Annotated in this window: 16 protein-coding genes; 11 read left to right on the top strand and 5 right to left on the bottom strand. The window is 72.5% G+C overall.

Annotated elements, in window-relative coordinates; genetic code table 11:
• The first annotated feature begins 5 nt into the window (after positions 1–5).
• The 7 genes from ACIBF7_RS30100 to ACIBF7_RS30070 are packed head-to-tail and all read left to right on the top strand — an operon-like array spanning position 6 to position 7,967.
• The gene (locus tag ACIBF7_RS30100) at positions 6–1,184 is read left to right on the top strand and encodes a thiolase family protein (protein WP_271279617.1); all 1,179 of its coding nucleotides are present in this window, start codon (positions 6–8) and stop codon (positions 1,182–1,184) included.
• Positions 1,181–2,689: a 3-hydroxyacyl-CoA dehydrogenase gene (locus ACIBF7_RS30095; protein ID WP_271279618.1), complete on the top strand. Its 1,509-nt coding sequence runs from the start codon at positions 1,181–1,183 to the stop codon at positions 2,687–2,689. Before ACIBF7_RS30100 ends, ACIBF7_RS30095 begins: the two co-directional genes overlap by 4 nt.
• Positions 2,686–3,489 carry an SDR family oxidoreductase gene (locus ACIBF7_RS30090; protein WP_271279619.1) on the top strand — a complete coding sequence of 268 codons (804 nt, stop codon included), beginning with the start codon at positions 2,686–2,688 and terminating at the stop codon, positions 3,487–3,489. The genes ACIBF7_RS30095 and ACIBF7_RS30090 overlap by 4 nt, the downstream gene beginning before the upstream one ends.
• On the top strand, positions 3,486–4,307 hold the full coding sequence (locus ACIBF7_RS30085) for a CoA-transferase (protein WP_271279620.1): 822 nt from the start codon (positions 3,486–3,488) through the stop codon (positions 4,305–4,307). Before ACIBF7_RS30090 ends, ACIBF7_RS30085 begins: the two co-directional genes overlap by 4 nt.
• On the top strand, positions 4,300–5,052 hold the full coding sequence (locus ACIBF7_RS30080; RefSeq protein WP_397198678.1) for a hypothetical protein: 753 nt from the start codon (positions 4,300–4,302) through the stop codon (positions 5,050–5,052). Before ACIBF7_RS30085 ends, ACIBF7_RS30080 begins: the two co-directional genes overlap by 8 nt.
• A 10-nt stretch (positions 5,053–5,062) precedes the next feature.
• Positions 5,063–7,207: an acyl-CoA dehydrogenase family protein gene (locus ACIBF7_RS30075; RefSeq protein ID WP_397198677.1), complete on the top strand. Its 2,145-nt coding sequence runs from the start codon at positions 5,063–5,065 to the stop codon at positions 7,205–7,207.
• A 10-nt stretch (positions 7,208–7,217) separates the two neighbouring features.
• On the top strand, positions 7,218–7,967 hold the full coding sequence (locus tag ACIBF7_RS30070; RefSeq protein WP_271279623.1) for an enoyl-CoA hydratase: 750 nt from the start codon (positions 7,218–7,220) through the stop codon (positions 7,965–7,967).
• A gap of 46 nt (positions 7,968–8,013) precedes the next feature.
• On the opposite strand, the gene ACIBF7_RS30065 is transcribed toward ACIBF7_RS30070, so the two are convergent.
• Genes ACIBF7_RS30065 through ACIBF7_RS30045 form a run of 5 tightly spaced genes read right to left on the bottom strand, consistent with a single transcriptional unit; the run spans position 8,014 to position 12,166 of the window.
• Positions 8,014–9,222: a CaiB/BaiF CoA transferase family protein gene (locus ACIBF7_RS30065; RefSeq protein WP_397198676.1), complete on the bottom strand. Its 1,209-nt coding sequence runs from the start codon at positions 9,220–9,222 to the stop codon at positions 8,014–8,016.
• Positions 9,215–9,925 (bottom strand): 2-oxo acid dehydrogenase subunit E2, encoded by a 711-nt coding sequence (locus ACIBF7_RS30060; protein ID WP_397198675.1) that lies wholly within the window; start codon positions 9,923–9,925, stop codon positions 9,215–9,217. The genes ACIBF7_RS30065 and ACIBF7_RS30060 overlap by 8 nt, the downstream gene beginning before the upstream one ends.
• Entirely contained in the window at positions 9,922–10,164 is a 243-nt protein-coding gene (locus tag ACIBF7_RS30055; RefSeq protein WP_148029776.1) for a biotin/lipoyl-containing protein, read from the bottom strand. The genes ACIBF7_RS30060 and ACIBF7_RS30055 overlap by 4 nt, the downstream gene beginning before the upstream one ends.
• Before the next feature lie 2 nt (positions 10,165–10,166).
• Positions 10,167–11,183, bottom strand: a complete 1,017-nt coding sequence (locus ACIBF7_RS30050) for an alpha-ketoacid dehydrogenase subunit beta (protein ID WP_271280441.1) — start codon at positions 11,181–11,183, stop codon at positions 10,167–10,169.
• Complete coding sequence (locus tag ACIBF7_RS30045) at positions 11,180–12,166, bottom strand: thiamine pyrophosphate-dependent dehydrogenase E1 component subunit alpha (RefSeq protein ID WP_271280440.1); 987 nt, start codon at positions 12,164–12,166, stop codon at positions 11,180–11,182. The genes ACIBF7_RS30050 and ACIBF7_RS30045 overlap by 4 nt, the downstream gene beginning before the upstream one ends.
• Positions 12,167–12,498: 332 nt before the next feature.
• Between ACIBF7_RS30045 and ACIBF7_RS30040 the strand changes: the two genes are divergently transcribed.
• From ACIBF7_RS30040 to ACIBF7_RS30025, 4 genes are read left to right on the top strand one after another with little or no spacing between them, the layout of a single operon-like run.
• Positions 12,499–13,347, top strand: a complete 849-nt coding sequence (locus ACIBF7_RS30040) for an ABC transporter ATP-binding protein (RefSeq protein WP_271280439.1) — start codon at positions 12,499–12,501, stop codon at positions 13,345–13,347.
• Positions 13,344–14,057 carry an ABC transporter ATP-binding protein gene (locus ACIBF7_RS30035; RefSeq protein WP_397198674.1) on the top strand — a complete coding sequence of 238 codons (714 nt, stop codon included), beginning with the start codon at positions 13,344–13,346 and terminating at the stop codon, positions 14,055–14,057. The genes ACIBF7_RS30040 and ACIBF7_RS30035 overlap by 4 nt, the downstream gene beginning before the upstream one ends.
• A 13-nt stretch (positions 14,058–14,070) precedes the next feature.
• Positions 14,071–15,114, top strand: coding sequence for a branched-chain amino acid ABC transporter permease (locus ACIBF7_RS30030; protein WP_345483029.1), 1,044 nt, complete (start codon positions 14,071–14,073; stop codon positions 15,112–15,114).
• Complete coding sequence (locus ACIBF7_RS30025) at positions 15,114–16,280, top strand: branched-chain amino acid ABC transporter permease (RefSeq protein ID WP_271279698.1); 1,167 nt, start codon at positions 15,114–15,116, stop codon at positions 16,278–16,280. Before ACIBF7_RS30030 ends, ACIBF7_RS30025 begins: the two co-directional genes overlap by 1 nt.
• Positions 16,281–16,283: the final 3 nt, after the last annotated feature.

Here is a 16,283-nt window from a genome sequence, read left to right as displayed (position 1 = left end):
TGAACGTGGCTGACGACGTCTACATCGTGAGCGCCGTACGGACACCGCACGGGAGGTACGGGGGATCCCTCAAGGACGTCCGGCTCGTCGAGCTCGGCGGACTGGCCGGGCGGGCGGCGCTCGACCGCGCCGGGGTGTCGCCCGCCGACATCGGCGAGATGGTGCTGTCCAACTGCCGGCAGGCCGGCAACGGCCCCAACCCGGGACGCCAGGTCGCCTTCAAGGCGGGCCTGCCGGAGCCCGTTCCCGCGCAGACCGTCAACATGGCGTGCGCCTCCGGCCTCAAGGCGCTCCAGCTCGCGGCGCACCCCATCCTCCTGGGGGAGAGCGAGCTCACCCTGGCCGTGGCGGCGGAAAGCATGTCGACCATGCCGTACATCGCTCCGTACACCCTGCGCTGGGGCGGGATGCGGCGCGGGGACATCCTGCTGGCGGACGGCTGGCGGGACGGCGGCACCGACCCGATCTGCGGCATGAACATGGGACAGACGGCCGAGAAGGTGGCGCGCGAGTACGGCGTCAGCCGGGCCGACCAGGACGCCTGGTCGGCCCGCAGCCACCAGCGCCTGGCCGCCGCCTGGGAGGAGGGCATCCTGGACGGCCAGATCGTCGAGGTGGCGCACGAGGACGGGGCGCTCTCCAGGGACGAGACGTTCCGCCAGGGATCGACCGCGGAGAAGCTCTCGACACTGCGCCCCGCCTTCGAGGACGGCGGCACGGTCACGGCGGGCAACGCCAGCCAGATGGCCGACGGCGCCGCCGCGGTCGTGCTGGCCGGTGGCCGGGCCGCCGCCGAGCGAGGTCTCACCCCGCGTGCCCGGCTGGTGTCCGTGGCCGCCGTCGGCGTCGATCCCACCATGATGGGCATCGGCCCCACCGCGGCGATCCCCGCGGCCCTGAAGAAGGCCGGCCTGTCCGTGGGCGACATCGACCTGTTCGAGATCAACGAGGCGTTCGCCGCGCAGATCGTGCAGAACGTGCGCGCCCTGGACCTCGACGAGGACCGGGTCAACGTGAACGGCGGCGGCATCGCGCTGGGACACCCGACGGGCCAGAGCGGCCTGCGCGTCGTGGTCAGCCTCCTGCACGAGCTGGAGCGGCGCGACGCCCGCTTCGGCGTCGCGAGTCTGTGCGTCGGCGGCGGGCAGGGCATCGCCGCCGTCATCGAGCGGGTGGCGGCATGACCCGGGTGGCGGGCATGACCGTCGCCGTCGCGGGACTCGGGCCGATGGGGCGCGGCATCGCCCGGGTGTTCGACCGGGCCGGAGCCCGGGTCGTCGTCTGCGACGTGTCGCCGGAGGCGACCGAGGCGGGGCTGGCGCTGATCCGGCGGGAGGCCGAGGCCGACGGCGAGAAGGCCACCGTCGAAGCGGGCACCCTGCGATCCGCCCTGCGCGAGGCGACCCTGTTCGTCGAGGCCGTCGTCGAGAACATGGAGGCCAAGGCCGCGCTGCTGGCCGAGGTGCGCGCACACGGACGGGACGACCTCGTCGTCGCCTCCAACACCTCCTCGCTGAGCGTCGGCGAGATGGGCAAGGCCTTCGGCGACCCGTCGAGGGTCATCGGGCTGCACTTCTTCAACCCGCCGACGAAGATGCGGCTGGTCGAGGTGATCAAGGCGGCGGCCACCGCCGACGAGGTCCACGAGAACGCCCTCGGCATCGTCCGTGAGCTCGGCAAGACGCCCGTCACCTGCGCGGACTCGCCGAACTTCGTGGTCAACCGGGTATGCCGGCCGCTGTACTACGAAGCGCAGCTCCTGGTCATGCAGGGGCTGGAACCGGCCGTGGTCGACGCCGTGGCGCGCGGCGCGCTCGGCCACCGCATGGGCCCGCTGGAACTGCTCGACTTCACCGGGCTGCACACCCACCTGGCGTCATCGGAGACGGCGCATCGGGAGTTCGGCGACCCCCGATACCGCCCCATCCCCCTGGTCCGCGGGCTGGTGCGCAACGGGATGACAGGCCGGGCCGCCGGCCGGGGCTTCTACGACTACGCGGTGGAGCCGCCACGCGACGGGCGCGGCCGGGTCACCAGGGCGGCCGGGCCCGCGCCGGAGGGCGTCAGCCTGAACGTGACCGGCCCGCACGCCGCCGCGCTGCGCGGGCATCCCGCCGTCGCCCGGCATCTCGCAGGCGACGCCCCGCTCGTGGTCTTCAGCTGCCACCGCGCCCCCACGCCCGAGGACGTGGAACAGGTCCGCGAGCTCGGCCGCCGCGCGCGGGTGGTGGTGGACGGCTCCGACGCGGCCTGGCGCGACCTGCTGCCCGCGGACACGGGCTGGGTGCGGCTGCACGCGTGGCGGGAGGAGGTCTTCGCCGAGGTGGTGGAGGACCCGGAGGCCGGCGTCGCGGTCCCGGACGACACGTACGCGCTGCTGGACCTGCTGGGAGCGGCCGGTGTCCGGGTGCTCGCGCTGCCCGGCCTGGTCGCCGACAGGCTGGCCGACTGCCTGGCCAACGAGGCGTACGCCGTCGTGGAGGAGGGCACCGCCCGGCCCGAGGACGTCGATCTCGCGCTGCGCCTGGCGATGAACCACCCCGAGGGCCCGTTCGCGTACGTCCGCCGGGCCGGGCCGGTCACCGTGGCGTCCAGGCTGCGCTCGCTGCTCGCCGAGATCGGCGACTCCCGTTACCGGCCCACCCAGCTCATGCGCCGCCAGGTCAGCGCGGAGACGAGGCGGGCATGACGGCCCGGACCTCCGTGCTCGCCGACACGGCGTGCGCCGGCCTGTCCGCACTGGTCACCGGGGCCGGCAGCGGCATCGGGCGGGCGATCACGCTGCGCCTCGTCGAGCTCGGCGCCCGGGTCACGGGTCTCGGCCGGCGCGCGGAGACGCTGGCCGAGACCGGGTCGCTCGCCGCCGACCGGGAACGCTACGACTACGAGGTGTGCGACGTCCGCGACACCGAGGCGGTGGTCGCCGCCGTCGGCAGGACCGGCGCCCGCCACGGCCTCGGCCTGCTGGTGAACAACGCCGGCGGCCAGTTCTTCGCCCCGGCCACCGGCATCTCCGCAGGCGGCTGGCGGGCGGTGATCGACCTCAATCTCACGGCCGCCTTCACCGTGACCATGGCCGCGTACCCCTTCCTGGCCGAGGCGGGCGGCAGCGTCGTCAACATCTCCCTGTCCGGCGTGGAGCGGGGCGGCATGGGCATGGCGCACTCCGTGGCCGCGCGCTCCGGCATCCTCGGGCTGACCAGGACACTCGCGCTGGAATGGGCCAAGGACGGCGTCCGGCTCAACTGCGTCGGTCCCGGCACCGTGCTGACCAGCGCGCTGAGCGACGAGGCCGGCCGTCACGTGCACGACAACCTGGTCGCCAGGGGCACGCCGATGCGGCGCGCCACCGCCCCCGAGGAGGTGGCGGAGCTCGTCGCCTTCCTGGCGGGACCGGCGGGTGCGATGATGACGGGCCAGCTGATCCAGATCGACGGCGGCGCGCACCTCGGCCCAGGGCTGCACATGCTTCCGGAGGCGTACGCATGACCGGTGACAAGCTGATCGGGCTGCCCGAGGCCGTGACCGCCCACGTTCAGCCGGGCCGCACCGTGTACCTGGGCAATTTCGGCGCCCAGCTCTTCGCCGTCGGCCACGAGATCATCCGGCAGGGCCGCACCGGCCTGCACGTGGTCATCGGCTCCGGCGGGATCCTGCTGGACCAGTTGCTGGGGGCGGGCGCGCTGGCCTCGGCCACCTTCGGTCACTGCTGGAGTCCTGTCGGTCCCGGCCCCACGTGGAACTTCCGGCGCGCCGCCGAGAGCGGCGACAGGGCGGTGACGCTGTACGAGCTGAGCCTCGGGCTGATGACCGCGGCGCTGACGGCGGGCGCCTGGGGCGTGCCGTTCATGCCGGTGCCCGGTCTCCCCGGCACCGGCTACACGGACGAGGACTGGCCCAACGGCCGGATGTCCCGGGTGGACACCGCCTTCGGCGCCGCCGACATCGTCGCGGCGATCACTCCGGACGTCGCGTTCGTCCACGTCGACCAGGCCGACGCCGACGGCAACGGCGTCATCCGCGGCCCGCTCGGAGAGGCGCTGGTCGCCGCGCAGGCGGCCCGCGCCCTCGTCCTGGTCGCCGAGGAGGTCGTCGGCACGGGGGCGGCCCGCCGGGCGGGCATCGTCATCCCCGGGGTGCTGACCACCGCCGTCGTGCACCACCCCGGCGCGGTCGCCCCCGACGGCACGATCGGCCGTTATGAGCGCGACGTCGCCGCCTACGAGCGCTACGTCGCCGGCACCTCGACTCCGGAGGGGTTCGCGGCGTGGTTGGCGGAGCATGTGACAGGAGGACGCGATGCCTGACGACCCCGGCGTGATCGGTTTCCTGATCCGCGCCGCCCGCGAGTTCCGGCGCGGCGGGTGGGTGTTCACCGGCTTCCACTGGCCGGTGCTCGCCGGTCAGCTCGCGTACGAGCTGGAGGGTGAACCGTTCACCCAGGTCTTCGAGGCGGGCGCCGGCGTGCACGGCGCCGCCGCGTCGGTGCCCACGAGCACCACGGACTACCCGGCGTACGCGGACGCGCTCGGCTTCACCGGCACCACGGCCGACGTCCTGCTGGCGATGGCCCGGCGCTTCGACCGGGTCGTCCTCGACGCGGGCAACGTCGACGTGCGCGGCCGGGTGAACTCCTCCCTGATCGGGCCGGGTGACACCCCGCGGGTCCGCCTGCCCGGCGGGGGCGGGGCGCCCGACATCGCGGCACGGGCCCGCGAGCTCGTCTGGCTGTCCGGCGGCGACGACCTGCGGCGCGTCCAGCGGCAGGTGGAGCACGTGACCGCCGCGCCGGGGCCCGGCGCGCTCGTCCGGCTGCACACCCGGTGGGGCGTGGCGCGACTCGGTGACACACCCGTCCTGGAGGAACTGGCCGAGGTCCCGGGAGCCGACGCCTTCGTCCGCCATCTCGCGGCGCTGGGCGTACGGACCGACGCGCCCGTCATGCCCAGGCCGGCAGCCTCGGCGGCCGAGAACGCCGCCGCGCGGCTGGTGCTGCGCGCGGCGGCGGAACGCGGCTACCAGGTGGCCAGACGAGCGCTCGCAGAAACGTAGAGGAATCAGTATGGACACCACAAAACTCGACGAAGTACGGCACATCACCAGGGAGCTCGTCGGCGAATGGCTCCGGGCCGGCAAGTTCTCGCCGGTCTGCGACGCCTGGCTGCGCAGCTACGACCTGGACTTCACCAAGGCCATGGCCGAACGCGGCCTGATCGGGATCTCCTGGCCGGTCGAGTACGGCGGCGGTGGCGGATCGGCGCTCACCCGGCTCGTCGTGACCGAGGAACTCCTGAGGGCCGGCGCGCCGGTCGCCGCCCACTGGATCGCGGACCGCCAGATCGGGCCGTCCATCGTGCGGCACGGCAGCGACGCGGCCAAGGCGGAGTTCCTGCCCGCGATCGCCTCCGGCGAGGTCACCTTCTGTCTCGGCATGAGCGAACCGGACTCGGGCTCGGACCTGGCCTCGGTGCGCACCACGGCCACCCGGGCGGAGGGCGGCTGGCTCGTCACCGGCAGGAAGATCTGGACCAGCCACGCGCACCGGTCGACACACGCCTACGTGCTCGCCCGTACCGGCAAGGGGGAGAAGAAGCACGAAGGGCTCACCGAGTTCATCGTGGACATGGCCGCCCCCGGCGTCGACGTGCGGCCGATCCACGACCTGGCCGGCGAGCACCACTTCAACGAGGTCACCTTCGACTCCGTCCTCGTCCCCGACGACCACGTGCTCGGCGCGGTAGGCGGCGGATGGACGCAGGTCACCGAGCAGCTCGCGCTGGAACGCGGCGGCGTCGAGCGGGTGCTGAGCACCTATCCGCTGCTGGCCGCGGCGCTCGGGGCCGCCGGCGAGCTCGGCGACGGCGAGGCGGAACGGACCGGCGAGGTGCTGGCCAGGCTGGCGACGCTGCGCGCGATGGCGTTCGACGTGGCCGCCGAGATGGACGCGGGCCGGGCGCCGGTCCACGAGGCGGCCATGCTGAAGGACCTCGGCACCACGCTGGAGCGGGAGGTCAACGAGCTGGCCCGGACCCTGCTGGACACCCCGGTGGATCCGGGCGCCCCGGGCGCCGAAGGCCTGCTGGCCCAGGGCATCCTGGCCGCGCCGGGATTCACCATCCGCGGCGGCACGACCGAGGTCCTGCGTACGGTCATCTCCCGCGGCGCCGTCAGCGCCCGGGGGAGCCGGCCCGCGGACGACGCCGGGCTCGGCGAGGTGGCCGACCAGGTCCTCGCCGGCCACGGCGGCGAGCCCGGCGACGACCTGCCCGAGATCTGGCACACGGTGCGGGACCTCGGCTGGACGGGCGTCGGCGTCGCGGAGACGCGCGGCGGCGAGGGCGGCGACCCGCACGACGTGGTGACGATCGTCGAAGGTCTCGGCCGCCACCAGGTGTCCGTCCCGGTCGCCGAGACCATCCTGGCGCGGCGCGCGCTGGCCGAGGCTGGCCGGGACGTCGCCGGCGAGGTCGCCACCGTGGCCGTGCCCCAGCGCGGGGAGAACGTCCGGCTCACCGCCGACGGCCGGTTGCACGGGACGGTCTCGAAGGTGCCCTGGGGCAGGCACGCCGGACACGTGGTGGTGCTCGCCACCCTCGACTCCGGCCAGGAGGCGCTCGCCGAGGTGCGCACCGGCGCGGCGGGGCTTCACTGGACCCCGGGCGCCAATCTCGCGGGCGAGCCCCGCGACACCCTGCGCCTGGACGGGACATCGGCCACCCCGCTCGACGGGCCGGGGGACGTCCTCGCCGAGGCCGCGCTGCTCAGAGCCGCCGCCCTGACCGGAGCCCTGGCCGCCGCCCTCGACCAGACGGTCACGCACGTGACGGTCCGCGAACAGTTCGGCAGGCCGCTCGTCAAGTTCCAGGCCGTGGCGCAGCTCGTCGCTCGCATGGCCTCGGAGCTCGAATCCGCCCGCGTCGCCGTGCGCCGCGCCACCCAGGCGCTGGCCGAGGGCCACCCCGACGCCTGGACCAGGGTCGCCGCCGCACGCGTCATCACCGGACGCGCGGCGACCGAAGGCGCGCGCATCGCCCACCAGCTGCACGCGGCCATGGGCATCACCCGCGAGCACCCCCTGCACCTCGCCACCCGGCGGCTCTGGTCGTGGCGCGACGAGTTCGGCACCGCCCGCTGGTGGGCCGGGCGACTCGGCCGGACGTTCGCCGAACGCGGACCGGACCGGCTGTGGCAATGGATCACCGAGTAAGGAGCACCTGATGGACAAGGTCATCGTGGAGCCGGACGGCGGGCTGCGCGTCCTGACGCTCAACCACCCGGACAAACGGAACATCATTGACGACACGATGCGTGCCGAGCTGGTACGGGCCGTGACCGCGATCCGCTCCGACCCGGACGCCACCGCTCTGGTGGTCACCGGGGCGGGCTCGGCGTTCTGCGGCGGCGCCGACCTGCCCGCACTCTTCGGCGACACCACCCGCGACCTCGGCACCCTGCGCGAGGACCTGCAGAAGGTGTACGAGAGCTTCCTGGTCCTCCGCTCGCTGTCCATCCCCACCATCGCCGCCGTCCAGGGGCCCGCGATCGGGGCCGGGCTGAATCTCGCCATGGCCTGCGACCTGCGCATCGCCGGCCCCGGCGCCAAGTTCGGCGCGACCTTCTCCCAGATCGGGCTGCACCCGGGCGGCGGCTGCACCTGGTTCCTGGTCCAGGCGCTCGGCTCGCAGCGCGCGCTGAAGCTCCTCCTCGACGGCGGCACGCTCACGGGCGCCGAGGCGGTGGAGGCGGGTCTGGCCCTGTCCCTGGAGGACGATCCGGTGGCCGCCGCGACCGCGCTGGGCCGTACGTACGCGCGGATGGATCCACGGCTGGCGCGGCACATCAAGAGCGCGGTGCGGATCGCGGCGACGGAGGGATTCGAGGCCACGCTGGAGTTCGAGTCGTGGGCGCAGGCCTACTCGGCGACGCAGCCCGGCATCCAGGAGTTCCTGGCCCGCTTCCGCAAGTGAGCCCGGACGGCGCGGCGCCTGCCCGGCAGGCGCCGCGCCGTCCTCGTCAGATGACCTGGTCCGCGCGCAGCCGTGTCATCGTGCCGGCGTCCAGGCCGAGGATCCCGCCGTAGACCTCGTCGTTGTGCTGTCCCAGCTCCGGGCCCAGGGTGTGGACGCGGCCCGGCGTCTCCGACAGCCGGGGGGCGACGTTCTGCATCGGGAAGGATCCGAGCCGGTCGTGGATGAGCCGGACGACGGCGTTCCTGGCCTCGAAGTGCGGGTCGGCCAGCATGTCCGGTGCGGTGTAGATCAGACCGGCCGGCACCCCCGCTTCGTGGAGGCGTTCCAGCAACGCGTCGCGATCCTGTTCCCGCGTCCAGGCGGACACCAGTTCGTCCAGCTCCGCCTGGTTCTTCCCGCGCGCGGTGTGGGTGCCGAACCGTTCGTCGCCCTGCCACTCCGGGCAGCCCATCACCTCGGCCAGCCGGTTGAAGACCGTGTCGCGGTTGGCGGCGATCAACACGGCCGAGCCGTCCCGCGTGGGGTAGACGTTGCTGGGCGCGACGCCGGGGAGGATCGATCCCGTCCGCTCGCGCCGCGCCCCGGCCAGCTCCCATTCGGGCAGGATCGACTCCATGAGCGCCAGCACGGCCTCGTAGATGGCGGAGTCGACCACCTGGCCCCGCCCGGTGCGCTCCCTGGCCAGCAGCGCCATGACCGTGCCGAGCGCGGCGAAGGTGCCGGCCAGCGAGTCGCCGATCGAGATGCCGGCGCGGCTCGGCTGCCGGTCCGGCTCTCCGGTGAGGTACCGGAGGCCGCCCATCGCCTCACCGATCGACCCGAAGCCCGCCCGCCCGGCGTAGGGGCCGTCCTGGCCGTAGCCGGTCACCCTCGTCACCACCAGGCCGGGGCTCAGCTCGGCCAGGGCGGCCGGCCCGAGTCCCCACCGTTCGAGTGTGCCGGGCCGGAAGTTCTCGATGAGCACGTCCGCGCCGGCCAGCAACTGACGCAGGAGCTCCTGGCCCTCGGCCTGCCGGAGGTCGCAGGTGATCGACTTCTTGTTGCGGGCGATGATCGGCCAGGTCAGGGAGAGCCCCTGCGGCCGATGACTGCCCCACTGCCGCATCGGGTCGCCGCCGCGCGGATCCTCGACCTTGATCACTTCCGCGCCGAAGTCGCCGAGCAGCTGCCCGCAGAAGGGACCGGCGATGAGTGAACCGGTCTCGACGACCCGCAGCCCTGCCAACGGTCCGCCGCGCCGCTCGTCAGCCACCACCGGCCACCTTCCCGTCGGCGTTCTCCAGGCGTTCGCGCACCCGGGCCAGGAAGGCGGCGGCGTACGCCCCGTCGAAGACCCGGTGGTCGAACGACATCGTCAGCACGGCGACCAGGCCCGCCTCGACCCGAGAGCCGTCGGCCACGACCGGCCGTCGCGCGATGGTGTCCATGGACAGGATCGCCGCCTGCGGCTGATTGATCACCGGGATGGTGAACAGCGTGCCGGAGCGGCCGAGGCTCGACAGGGTGAACGTGCCGCCCGCCATGTCGGCGACGCCGAGCGCGCGCGAGCGAGCCCTGCCGGTGACTTCGGTGATGCGCTCGTGCAGCCCCTCGACGTCGAGCTCGTGGGCTCCGCGGATCACCGGCACGACCAGGCCCTCGTGGCTCATGTCGACGGCGACGCCGAGGTTGACGTGCTCGAAGACCCGGATCGAGCCGTCTTCCCAGCTGGAGTTGACCAGGGGGAAGTCGGCCAGGGCGCGGGTGACGGCCCAGGCCGTGTAGGCGGGCACGGCGGGCCGGGCCGCCGACGCCCGCCGCGCGGCCTCCACCGCGTCGAAGCGGACCTCGACGGCCATCGCCGCGTGCGGGCTGGTGGCCAGCGAGCGCACCATGTGCTCGGCGGTGCGGCGGCGGATGCCGCTGGCGCGCCGTACCGTGCTGGGGCCGCGCGGGTCGGTCGTCACAGCGCTCACGGCGCGTCGCCGACGATGACGGCCAGGACGCTGCGCACGTCGACGACGTCCCCCGGCTCGACCTTGATCCGCAGGGTGCCGCCGGTCGGGGCGGGCAGGACCTCGCGTGCCTTCTCGGCCTCGATCTCGACCAGGTCCTGGCCCTCTTCGACCCGCGCGCCGTCCTCGAAGTACCACTCCAGGATCTCCGCTTCGGACATGCCCATGCTCAACTGCGGGAGGCGTACCTCGGTTTCCACGCTCACTTCTCCACTCCGAGCACGCGGCGCACGGCCGCGACGACCTTCTCCTTGGACGGGTAGATCTGCTTCTCCAGCACCGGGCTGAACGGCACGTGCATGTCGTCGCTGGTGACCCGCAGCACGGGTGCGCGCAGGCTGCCGAAGCCCTCCTCGACGAGGTGCGCGGCGATCTCGCTGGCGGCGCTGCAGGTGCGGTTGGCGGGGTCGACGATCACGCAGCGGCCGGTCTTGGCGACCGAGGCGAGGATGGCGGGCCAGTCCATCGGCACCAGCGTGCGCGGATCGACCACCTCGACGGAGACGCCCTCGCCGGCCAGGTCCTCGGCCGCGTCCAGGGCGTGCCTGACGCCCCCGCCGATGCCGATGACGGTGACGTCGGTGCCTTCGCGCGGCACCGACGCCACGCCGAACGGGATCAGGTGGTCGTCGTCCTCCGGTGCCGCGCCACGGCCGCGGCGGCCCCACAGGGTGGCGTCCTCGAAGCAGAGCACCGGGTTGTCGTCGCGGATCGCCGTCTTGAGCAGGCCCTTGAGGTCGGGGCCGTTGCTCGGCACCATGATCTTCAGCCCGGGGACGTTCATGAACATCGGGTACGGGCGGTCGGCGTGGTGCGCGGCGGTGCCGCCGTGGTAGTACAGCGCCTGGCGGAACACCACGGGCATCCTCGCCTGGCCGCCGAACATGTACCGGTTCTTGGCGACCTGGCTCACGAACTGGTCCATGGCGCAGAACATGAAGCTGGCCACCGTCAGGTCGACGATGGGGCGCAGCCCGGCCATGGCGGCGCCGGCGGCCATGCCGACGCTGGCGGCCTCCGACAGCGGCAGGTCGCGGATGCGGCTGGGGCCGAAGTCCTCCAGGAAGCCCTGCGCGGCGCCGAAGACGTTGGCGCGCAGGTCCTGCCCCATCAGGATGACGCGCTCGTCGCGGGTCATCTCCTCGTGCTGCGCCTGCTGGATGGCCTGGAGGAAGCCCAGTTGCGCGGCACGCCTGGCGGCCGCGGGCGCGGTGCTCATGTGGACGCCCCTTCGACGTAGTAGAGATCCCGGTACGCCTCCTCGGGCTCGGGATACGGGCTGTCACGCGCGAACTCGACGGCCGCGGCGACCTCGGCCCGCACCTCGGAGTCGAGCGCCTCGACGGCGGCCTCGTCGGCCAGCCCTTCGTCGAGGAGACGCCGGCGGAACAGGTCGATCGGGTCGCGCTCCTGCCGCCACACGTCCACCTCGGACTGGTCCCGGTAGCTGTTCTTGACCCGCAGGCCGTAGGCGTGTTCATGGAAGCGGTAGGTCTTGGCCTCGACCAGGCTGGGGCCCTCGCCGCGCCGGGCGCGGGCGACGGCCGCGGAGACCGCCTCGTAGGTCGCGACCGGGTCCTGCCCGTCGACGGTGACGCCGGGCATGCCGTAGCCGGTGGCGCGCACCGAGATGTCCTCGACGGAGGTGAGCTCCCCGGCGCGCACGCTGACGGCCCATCCGTTGTTCTCGCAGAAGAAGACGACCGGCAGCTTCCACACGGCCGCGAGGTTCATCGACTCGTGCAGGACGCCCTCGTTGGCGGCCCCGTCGCCGAAGAAGCACAGCGCGACGAGGCCGTTGCCCAGCACGTCGGCGGCGAGACCGGCGCCGACGGCGACGGGTATGGCGGACCCGACGATGCCGGACTCGCCGAGGCTGCCGACGGAGAAGTCGGCCAGGTGCATGCTGCCCCCCTTGCCCTTGCAGACGCCGCCGGCCTTGCCGAGCAGTTCCGCCATGAGCCGGTCGAGGCGGGCACCCTTCGCGATGGGGTGGCCGTGCGAGCGGTGGTTGCCGGTCATGTAGTCGTCCGCGGTCGTCGCCAGACAGGCGCCCGCGATGGCGGCCTCCTGACCGATGCTCAGGTGCACCATCGCCGGCAGCTCGCCGGCGTGGAAGAGCTCGATCGTGGCCTCTTCGAACAGACGGATACGCAGCATCCGTCGCAACATCTCCAGCGCGAGATCGCGCTCCAGGTTCATACAGTCCCCTTCCGCTGTTCGTGCCTCGGCGCCCCCCGCCCACCAGCTGAATCAGCGGGTGTATCACAATGGGTGATCTAGGAGGGACAGCCTGGCGGCGCAGCTTCAGGCCGTCAGCGTCTGTGTTGACGTAGTGAATCCCATCCCCCGGGTTTCCGTCAACGTCAGTGGTGACGTTGCTCGCGGGCTCGACAGATAAACGGCCGTGACCTCTTGTGCTAACCCGAACCCGAATGCAAAGCTGCGTCAACACCAACGACGACGTAGACGCAGTCACGTCCTAGCGGCCCGCGTGCGATCCCGCCCCTGGAACATCACAAGGAGGAACGGGGATGAGCGGCATCAAACGTTCTTTCACCCTCAAGACTCGTCCGCCAGACACCGACCCCGCCCCCGGCACCGCCGGCAGCCCGTCGGGCGAGACGCTGCTGACCGTCCGCGGTCTGACCGTGCGGTTCGGTGGGGTCACCGCTCTGGAGGACGTCTCTCTACAGGTGCGAAGCGGCGAGATCTGCGCGCTGATCGGCCCCAACGGCGCCGGCAAGACCACAGCGTTCAACAGCGTCAGCCGCCTCGTCCAGCCCGTGGCCGGCGCCATCGCGTTCGACGGCGCCGACCTGCTGCGCGCCCGGGCCGGCGACCTCGCCGCCCTGGGCATCGCCCGTACCTTCCAGAACCTCGCCCTGTGGCCGGGGCTCACCGTGATCGAGAACGTCATGGTGGGCGCGCACAGCCTCGGGCGGACCGGATTCCTCGGCGCGCCCTTCGGCTGGGGGGTGCGCTCGGAGCACCGCGAGCTGACCGAGCGGGCGTACGCCGCGCTGGCCGTGCTCGCCATCGAGGATGTCGCGTTCCAACCCTGCCAGGGACTGCCCTTCGGCACCCTGCGGAGGGTGGAGCTGGCCCGCGCGCTGGTCACCCGGCCCCGGCTGCTGATGCTCGACGAACCCGCCGCCGGCCTGACCCAGGGCGACGTGCGAGACCTCGGCACGTTGCTGCGCGCCCTGCGCGACGAGCTCGGGCTCAGCCTGCTGCTGGTCGAGCACCACATGCAGCTCGTGATGGACATCGCCGACTACGTCGTGGTCCTGGACTCCGGGCGCAACCTGCTCTCGGGACGTCCCGACGAGATCCGCGACGACCCCCGCCTCGTCGAGGCGTACCTGGGGAGCCCGCGATGACCGAACCCCTGCTCCGCATGAGCGGCGTGCGCGCCTATTACGACGGCGTCGAGGCCCTGCACGGCATCGACATCACCGTCGACACGGGGGAGGTCGTCGTCATCCTCGGCGCGAACGGCGCGGGCAAGACCACCACGTTGCGCTCGATCTGCCAGCTCACCACCACCACAGGTGAGATCCGCTTCGACGGCGACCTCATCTCCGGGGCCTCCACCAGCTCGATCGTCCGCCGGGGCATCGCCATGGTGCCGCAGGGCCGCGGCACGCTGGGTGACCTCAGCGTCGAGGACAACCTGCTCGCCGGCGCCGTAACCCGGCGTGACAAGGGCGTGGCCGACGACATCGCGTCCTGGTACGAGACCTTCCCCCGGCTGGCGCAGCGGCGCCATCAGACCGCGGGCAGCCTCAGCGGCGGCGAGCAGCAGATGCTGGCCATCGCGCGGGCGCTGATGCTCCGTCCCCGGCTGCTGCTGATGGACGAACCGTCGCTGGGCCTGGCCCCGGTGATCGTGCGTGACCTGTTCGACGTGCTCGCCCGCATCAACCGCGAGCGCGGTGTGGCGATCGTCCTCGTCGAGCAGAACGCCGTGCTCGCGCTGGACATCGCCCAGCGCGGCTACGTACTGGAGGCCGGGAACCTCGTCCTGTCAGCGTCCGCTGACCAACTGCGGCAGGACGACGCCGTCCGGCTCGCCTACCTCGGAAACTGAACCAGGAGCTTGCATGGGCACCGTGTTGTCCCAGGCGGTATCCGGCGGTCAAGCCGACCTCGACGTCGTCGCCGCCCGCCGCCGGCGGGCGCGGCTGCGTGCCGTCCTCGTCGTCATCGTGCTGCTCGCCGCCTTCTCCGTCTGGGCCGTCATCGACGGCGGCGCGCAGCTGTACCTGCAACGGTTCTTCGACGGCATCACCAACGGACTGCTCTACGGCCTGGCCGCGCTGTCCCTGGTGATCGTCTTCAAGGCCACCGGAATCATCAACTTCGCCCAGGGGCCGATGGCCATGCTGGGCTGCTATCTGGCGCTGACCGTGCTGGAGATGTGGCCGATGCCGGTGCTGCCGGCGATCGTCATCGCGATGGTCGTCTCCGGCCTCGGCGGAGCCGTGCTCGAACGCGTGCTGATCCGCCCGTTCGACCCGGACAACCACATGGCGATCATCATCGTCACCCTGGCGCTGTTCCTCGGCTTCAACGCGCTGGCCGCGCTGGTCTGGGGCTTCCGGCCGCTGAGCTTCCCCAGCCCGTTCCCGCAGGGCACCGCGGACGCGATCGAGATCGCCGGGGCCCGCCTGTCCTACCAGGCGATCGGTACGGCGCTGCTGGTGGTGGGCGCGGTCGTGGTGCTGGAACTGGTGCTGAACCGCACCCGTCTCGGCCTCTCCTTCCGCTGCGTGGCCAACGACGTGGCGAACTCCCGGTTGCTCGGCATCGACATCGGCCGCACCGTGCAGTTCAGCTGGGCGCTGGCCGCCGCCGTCGGCACGCTGGGCGCCTGCCTGATCGCCCCGTCGACGTACGTCGACCCCGGGTTCATGAACAAGATCCTGGTGTACGCCTTCGCGGCGGCCACCCTGGGCGGCCTCGACAGCATCCGGGGAGCCCTGGCCGGCGGCCTGCTGACCGGTCTGAGCGTCTCGTTGGTGACCGGATACCTGCCCGGCGTGGGCAGCGAACTCGGCCTGGTGGTGGGCTTCGCGATGATCATCGCGGTGCTGCAGTTCAAGCCGGCCGGACTCTTCGGCAACCGAGCGATGGAGCGTGTGTGATGCCGCTGCGGATCGAACGGGGCAGCCGCCGGCACCGGCTGCTGCGACTGGCCCTGGCCGGCGGAGCGGCGGTGCTGCTGCTCGGCCTGCCGCACCTGCTCGGCACCGTGTCCCAGGTGGACACGCTCTCGCAGATAGCCGCCTACTCGGTGGCCATCCTCGGACTGATCATCCTGATGGGCTACTGCGGGCAGATCTCGCTGGCGCACAGCGCGTTCATCGGGCTGGGCGGCTACACCACGGTGATCCTGGTCGCCGACCACGACTGGCCCTACCTGGCGACCATCCCGGTCTCCATCGTGATCTGCCTGGCCGTCGGCGCGCTGATCGGCATCCCGGCACTGCGCATCCGCGGCCTGTACCTGGCCGCGGTGACGCTGGCGGTGGCGGCGCTGTTCCCGGCGCTGGTCATCCGGTTCGAGGAGCTCACCGGCGGCACCAGCGGCAAATTCGCCCGCGAGGCCATGCAGGCGCCGGAGTGGTTCTTCGTCAACCCCTACACCCGCGTCGGCCCCTCGATCGTGCGCTTCTACGTCATCGCCGCCGTGGCCGTGCTGGTCTTCCTGGTGGCGCGCAGCATCCTGCGCAGCCGGATCGGCCGGTCGATGGTGGCGCTGCGCGAGGCCCCGCTGAGCGCGGCGGCCAGCGGCGTCCAGGTCGCCCGGGTCAAGATCTTCGCCTTCGCGATCAGCGGGGCCTTCGGAGGAGTGGCCGGATCGCTGCTGGCGATCCAGCTGCCACAGGCGTCCGACACCCGCTACACACTCGACCTGTCGATCTTCCTCCTGGTGGCGCTGGTCGCCGGGGGCAGCGGCACCATGCTGGGCGCGATCCCCGGCGCGATCATCTTCGTCACCCTCCGCACGTTCGTCTCCGACTGGGCCGCCGCGCTGCCGGCGTTCCAGGGCAGCGACGGCGGCCAGATCGTCGGCATCATCTCCTGCCTGCTGCTGCTGGCGATCGTCTTCCTGATGCCGACAGGAGTGGCCGGCGGCCTGAAGAAGGCCGGCCGGCGGCTCGTCCAGTTCACCGACCCCGTCCCCGCGGGCTGGCGCAGGTTCCAGCTTTCCGCATCCTCCCAACCGACGCCGTCTGCGGACGCAGGGGGATCCCAGACAGCGTCGTCCCCGCAACCGGAGAACTCCGGTGCACCGACGAAAGGCTGAGCT

Source organism: Nonomuraea sp. NPDC050478 (assembly GCF_044458265.1).
GTDB lineage: Bacteria > Actinomycetota > Actinomycetes > Streptosporangiales > Streptosporangiaceae > Nonomuraea > Nonomuraea ferruginea.
Note: the sequence above shows the minus strand (reverse complement) of the source record. Positions and strands in the feature narration are given on the sequence as shown.